Here is a 5598-nt window from a genome sequence, read left to right as displayed (position 1 = left end):
CTCGATGTCCAGCTGTTCTTTCGCTGGAATCCTGCCTATCGCGTCGGCGTTCGACTCATAACGACGGTCAATGCTCATCAGCTCAAGCTCGCGGTTCAGCTTTGAGTAGAAGTAGTGTGGATAAACCGGAACTCCAATCACGTACTCCTGAATCTGGATTCCGCTTAGGTCTTCCTTGTCCCTTATGCCGAGCCTCTCGGCCTTCCTCCAGAAGTCCTCTGGATTCTTGGCCAAAAAGTAGCCCCTCCCGCCCTTGGCTCCAAAGGGCTTGACGATTACTGGTCCTTCTATGTCATCGGGGTCGTCGTAGACCCTCGGAAGGCGCAGCTTCGCCTCCCCGAGCCACTTCCTCTCGAGTGAGCGGTCGCTCTCCCACCTCAGCACCTCTTTGTTGCCGTAGTAGGGAACGCGCATCCTTTCGACGAGCTCAACGCCGAGGTGTGCCACAAAGGAGCCGGTGGGAATAACCACTGCCTCAAGCTCGAGGAGTTCTCCCTCGGGATAGCCTCCCTCGATGAAGTAATCGGCAACCGGAAAGTACTTCGTGTAGAGCGGTCTAACCCGGGCCTTTCCAAAAGCTATAGTCTCAAAGCCCTCCTGCTTTGCCCCCTTCAAAATCTGAAGGGCCGAGTGGGAGGCGTAGGTCGCTACCCTCATTCCTCCTCACCCAAAAGCCTTGGTAGGGACTCGTGAACGGCTCTGAGCTCCGAAACGGGTTTTCTGAGGAGTTCTCGCCCGTTCCAGAGGAAGACCGCGTCGCCCCCGCCGGTCCTTCCGATGATGGCAAAGTGCTTGAAGAGACCCTTAAGCTCCTCAAGGTTTTCCTCCGGGAACGCCACGATGTATCTTGAGTGGCTCTCGCTGAAGGCGACCTCGATTGGGCTGGAGGTTTCGGAGGGAACCTTTGAGAGGTCGGCCGTGAAGCCTGCCTTTCCAGCAACGGCCATCTCCGTCAAAGCGACCGCGAGGCCACCCCTGCTCACGTCGTGAACCGCTTTGACGAGGCCCCTCCTTATCGCCTCGAGGACTCCGCTCGCGTTGGCTTTTTCTTCCTCAAGGTCTACGCGCGGTGCGAGGCCACCTTCAACGCCGAGCCTCGCGAAGAGCTCGGAGCCGCCGAGTTCGGGCTTCGTGAGGCCAACTACCCCTATGAGGAGGCCTCCCTCGAAAGCCCCCTGAGGAATATCCTCAAGCTTCACCTTCCCGAGGCCAGCTACGACGGGAGTCGGCTTTATTGGCCTATCAACGACCTCGTTGTAGAAGCTCACGTTCCCGCTGACGTACGCCAGGCCGAAGGCCCTCGCCGCGTCCGCCAGCCCCCTGACGGTCTCCGCAAAGCTCCAGTAGACCTCGGGCCTCTCGGGCGAGGCGAAGTTGAGGTTGTCAACCAGGGCCAGAGGCTCGGCCCCAACGCTAACGAGGTTCCTCACCACCTCTGCAACGGCCCCCATCGCGCCGTGGTAGGGGTTCAGGTAGCTGTGGTTCGGATTCCCGTCGGCGACGAAAGCCAAACCGTACTCGTCGTTTATCTTAAGAACCGCCGCGTCCCTGCCCGGTTTAAGGACGGTTCTCCCCTGAACCTCGTGGTCGTACTGCTCCCAGACCCAGCGCTTGCTCAAGATGTTCGGACTGCCCCAGACGAGGTCGAAGGCTTCTCCAAAAGAAACGTCCGGCGTCTCGACCGGTCTCTCGGCGCTGTAAGGTTTCAGCTCCCACTCTATCGTGGGAACGTCAGTTAAGAGCTCTATCGGCAAATCCGCAACCTTCTCGCCCCTCCAGTAGACGACGAAGCGTGGTTCATCAATCGTCTCGCCGACGACGGTCCACTCGAGCTCGTACTCCTCGAAAATCCTGCCTATTTCTTCGACGTCCTCCGGCTTAACCGCGAAGAGCATCCTCTCCTGGCTCTCTGAAATCATAACCTCGGTCGGGGTCATTCCCGGCTCGCGGAGAGGAACCCTGTCGGCGTATATTACTGCCCCAAAGCCCTTCTTGCCAGCCATTTCAGAGGAGGCGCAGGTCAGTCCCCCGCCCCCCAAATCCTTGAGCGCCTTAACTTTGCCGGTGTAAACGGCCTCTAGCGTGGCCTCGATGAGGAGCTTCTCCGTGAAGGGGTCGGGAATCTGAACGGCCGAGCGGTCCTCTTCGGTGTTCTCGCCCAGCTCCTCGCTCGCGAAGGTTACGCCGTGAATCCCGTCCCTGCCGGTCCTGTTGCCGACGAGGATTAGCTTGAGGCCAGGTTCGGTCACGTGGCTGTGGACGAGGTGCTCCGGCCTCATGATGCCAACGCAGGCGACGTTGACGAGCGTGTAGTTATCCAAGCTTTCGTCGAACTCGGTCTCGCCCCCAACGGTCGGGACACCTATCCTGTTGCCGTAATCGGCTATTCCCTTAACGACCCCCTCGAAGAGGTAGCGGTTGCGCTCCTTCTCCAGCGGGCCGAAGCGTATGGGGTCGAGAAGCGCTATTGGCCTCGCGCCCATGCAGAGTATGTCCCTCACAATTCCGCCAACTCCGGTAGCGGCGCCTCCGTAGGGCTCGACCGCGCTCGGATGATTGTGGCTCTCGATTCCAACGGCTATCCACGTCTCGTCGTCGAACCTCACTATTCCGGCGTCCTCGCCGGGGCCTAAAATCACGTGCTCGTTCTCCGTCGGGAGAAGCTTGAGCCAGGGTCTGCTCGACTTGTAAGAGGCGTGTTCGCTCCACATAACTTCGAGCATCGCCCACTCGAGCTCGTTCGGCTCCCTCTTCAGGCGCTCGCGGATGAGCTTCCTCTCGTGCGGGAACATTTCCTCACCTCCTCGCCAACTCAACCATGCTCCTGAACAGCCTCAGGCCGTCCTCACTCCCCAGAAAGCGGTCGCTCGCGCGCTCCGGATGCGGCATCGTCCCGAGAACGTTGCCACGCTCGTTGGCTATCGCCGCTATGTTCAGAACGGAGCCGTTGGGGTTGGCTTCTTCGCTCACGTCCCCGTTTTCGTCGCTGTACTGGAAGACTATTCTGACCTTCGAGGGGTCGTCAATGTAATAGTTGCCCTCCGCGTGGGCAATCGGCATCCTTATGACCTCTCCCGGCTCGTAGAGAGAAGTGAAAGGAGTTTCCGTGTCGTTTACTCGGAGGTGAACCCACCTGCAGAGGAAGCGCGGAACCCTGTTGGGTCTCAAAGCCCCGGGCAGAAGGCCCGCCTCGGTGAGGATTTGAAAGCCGTTGCAGATTCCGAGAACCGGCCGCCCCTCCTCGGCGAACTCCTTCACTTCCTCCATTATTTCCTGACGGGCGGCTATCGCTCCGGCGCGAAGGTAATCGGCGTAGCTGAAGCCACCCGGCAAAACCACGCCGTCGAAGTCCTTGAGGCTCGTTTTATACCAGACGCGCTCCGCCTCGGCTCCGGCCTTTTTTATTGCCCGCTCCGTCTCGAAGTCGCAGTTGGTTCCCGGAAAGACGATGACCGCGAACTTCACCATCTCAGCTCACCGGCTCTATCCTGTATTCCCAGCTGTGAATGAGCGGGTTGGCGAGGAGCTTCCTGCATATCTCCTCAACCTCTTCCTCAGGGTTTTCGCTCTCAAGCTCGAACTCGAAGCACTTCGGAACGCGCAGGCCTTCAACGGCGTAGCCGAGGTTTCTGAGGGCCTTCCCTATGACCCTCCCTTCGGGGTCGTTGAGTCCTTCCTTGAGGCGAACGGTAACGGTAACCCTCCACTTCATCTCAACCACCTTGCCAGAAAAGTGTAAAAATTGGGAGTTTTTAAGGCTTATTTTGACAGAAAAATGTTAAGAACGTGCGAGCCTCAGCGCCAGCTCAACGGCCTCCTCGGGGCTCTCTGTGAAGGCAACCTTCGCCCGTTTCCTGTGGTCAAAGAAGCCGTCCTTCGCGAGGGCCCTAAGCTCGTCGCTCCTGTAACCTGTTCCGGTAAGGACAACGACCGGAATCCCGAGGTTGTAGGCCATAAGAGCTTCGACCATCGTTCCCGAGCCGCCGCCAAGAACAACGAGGACGTCGGCTGAGGTAACAAGGACGACGCTCCTGCCCACCGGATTGAAGCCCGTCTTTATCCTTACCGAGCTGTACGGGTTCCCTTCCTCGTCCCCCGGAAGAATTCCGACGACCGTTCCACCGCGTCTCCTGAACTCTTCGGAGACAACCTTCATTATTCCGCCCTTCCCACCCGTTAAAAGGACGACGTCAGGGGGAAGGACTCTGGCGAAGGCCCTCGCCTTCCTCTCGGCCTCTGGGATGAGCTCCGAGTCGCCGGAACCGGCAACGGCTATCTGAACCATCAGGTTACCACCTTCTCAAGCTCGTCCAGCTCGATAGCGCGCTTTATCTCGAGGGCGACCCTCCGTCCGGTGCTCATGGGCTTCCTCCAGAGGGCGTTGCCGTAGGGGTGTCCCATCGACATGTGAATGTTCGTTCCACCGCCGGTTCTCGGGGCGACGTCGTAGATGTAGAAGTTCAGGTCTTTGTTCACCGCCGTCTGAAGCGTGAACGGCCCGATTATTCCCGGCTTGTAGTATTCCTGCGTCGCCTTAACGTACTTCTCGGCCATGTCGAAGACCTTCTCCAAAAGCGACTCGCGGAGCGTCGATGAAGCGTGGCCGCAGACGGTGTACTCGGGCTCGAACTGCCACTCGGGGAGGGTGAGCTGCTGCGCCGCTGGGAGCCTTACGTGGCCGTCAAGGCTCGTTTCGAAGCGCCAGTCTATTCCCAGAAGCTCAATCTCACCGTCAATCGGTGAGTAGAAGAAGTCGAAGTTGAACACAGGCCCGATGATGTAGCGCTCGATTCTGGCCCTCGCGAGGTCCTCCTCCGTGATTACGCCTAGCTTTTTCAGCCTCTCGGCCTTCTCGCGGAACTCTTTATATGATGCCGCCGTGAAGAATCCACGCTCGAGCCTCTTCTTGGCGTGCGGGAGTTTGACTATGACGAGGCCGACCTCGTCAATCTCCTCCGGCTCAACCGGCTCCGGATAGGGGAGTCCGGCCTTCTCAAGCAACCAGTAGTAGCTCTTCTCCTCGCTTCTCTCCTCGCTTCTGAGCAGGTTCCTGCTCCCGAAGAGCGGAACCCTGAACTCGTTCTCCACCCCCTCTATGCCGGTGTAAACCACGAAGGAGCGGTTGGGGACGAAGATTACGTTCCTCCTAACGAGCTCATCCTGAACGTCTATTATCTGGGCGAACTTTTCAAGGATGATGACTTCGTCGATGAAGCCCTTTGTCAGGCCGTCCCTGGTCTTCCTCAGCCTGAAGTACTCGGCGTAAGTCCTGTGCCTGCCCCTCTGCGCCACGACCAGAACGGGCAAACCTTCCTCCTTAGCACCGTCGGCTATGTCCAGGGCGGAGTGACTCCCGAGAACGCCGACTGTTATCTTCTCGGGGTCGTACCTCTCGAGTATTCCCAAAATTTCATCGCGGCTTATCATTTCCATCACCTCAGCAGGGATTCGGCTCAAAGTCCCTTCCAAGCTTCCGCATCAGCTCAATCCTCCTCTCAACGCTCTCCCGGGTTCCGACGTCGCGCCTGTAGAACAGCTCACCCCTTATGTGGGGAACCGCTCTTTGAGCTATTCTCTCTGCTTCCTCAATGCTATCGG

At 58.7% G+C, this 5598-nt stretch carries 6 protein-coding genes and 1 pseudogene; all 7 read right to left on the bottom strand.

The window, feature by feature from the left end; translation table 11 throughout:
• Window positions 1-657, bottom strand: a 657-nt coding sequence (locus MVK46_RS09690) for a formate--phosphoribosylaminoimidazolecarboxamide ligase (protein WP_297536470.1), incomplete at its 3' end; no start/stop codon positions are given.
• On the bottom strand, window positions 654-2792 hold the full coding sequence (gene purL / locus MVK46_RS09685) for a phosphoribosylformylglycinamidine synthase subunit PurL (protein ID WP_297536469.1): 2139 nt from the start codon (window positions 2790-2792) through the stop codon (window positions 654-656). The genes MVK46_RS09690 and purL, both read right to left, overlap by 4 nt.
• Before the next feature lie 4 nt (window positions 2793-2796).
• Complete coding sequence (purQ, locus tag MVK46_RS09680; RefSeq protein ID WP_297536468.1) at window positions 2797-3468, bottom strand: phosphoribosylformylglycinamidine synthase I; 672 nt, start codon at window positions 3466-3468, stop codon at window positions 2797-2799.
• 1 nt (window position 3469) lies between these two features.
• Window positions 3470-3712 (bottom strand): phosphoribosylformylglycinamidine synthase subunit PurS, encoded by a 243-nt coding sequence (gene purS, locus MVK46_RS09675; RefSeq protein ID WP_297536467.1) that lies wholly within the window; start codon window positions 3710-3712, stop codon window positions 3470-3472.
• A 66-nt stretch (window positions 3713-3778) separates the two neighbouring features.
• Entirely contained in the window at window positions 3779-4285 is a 507-nt protein-coding gene (locus MVK46_RS09670; RefSeq protein ID WP_297536466.1) for a TIGR00725 family protein, read from the bottom strand.
• Window positions 4285-5427 (bottom strand): formate--phosphoribosylaminoimidazolecarboxamide ligase family protein, encoded by a 1143-nt coding sequence (locus tag MVK46_RS09665; RefSeq protein WP_297536471.1) that lies wholly within the window; start codon window positions 5425-5427, stop codon window positions 4285-4287. Before MVK46_RS09665 ends, MVK46_RS09670 begins: the two co-directional genes overlap by 1 nt.
• Before the next feature lie 10 nt (window positions 5428-5437).
• Window positions 5438-5598: pseudogene (locus tag MVK46_RS09660) on the bottom strand (phosphoribosylamine--glycine ligase); the annotation flags it as partial.

This window comes from Thermococcus sp. (genome assembly GCF_027066465.1).
Taxonomy (GTDB): domain Archaea; phylum Methanobacteriota_B; class Thermococci; order Thermococcales; family Thermococcaceae; genus Thermococcus.
This window is presented reverse-complemented; position numbering and strand designations above follow the sequence as displayed.

Coding starts and splice junctions, on each gene's coding strand:
- purL (WP_297536469.1), bottom strand. CDS start 2,792: ATGTTCCCGCACGAGAGGAAGCTCATCCGCGAGCGCCTGAAGAGGGAG.
- purQ (WP_297536468.1), bottom strand. CDS start 3,468: ATGGTGAAGTTCGCGGTCATCGTCTTTCCGGGAACCAACTGCGACTTC.
- purS (WP_297536467.1), bottom strand. CDS start 3,712: ATGAAGTGGAGGGTTACCGTTACCGTTCGCCTCAAGGAAGGACTCAAC.
- MVK46_RS09670 (WP_297536466.1), bottom strand. CDS start 4,285: ATGGTTCAGATAGCCGTTGCCGGTTCCGGCGACTCGGAGCTCATCCCA.
- MVK46_RS09665 (WP_297536471.1), bottom strand. CDS start 5,427: ATGATAAGCCGCGATGAAATTTTGGGAATACTCGAGAGGTACGACCCC.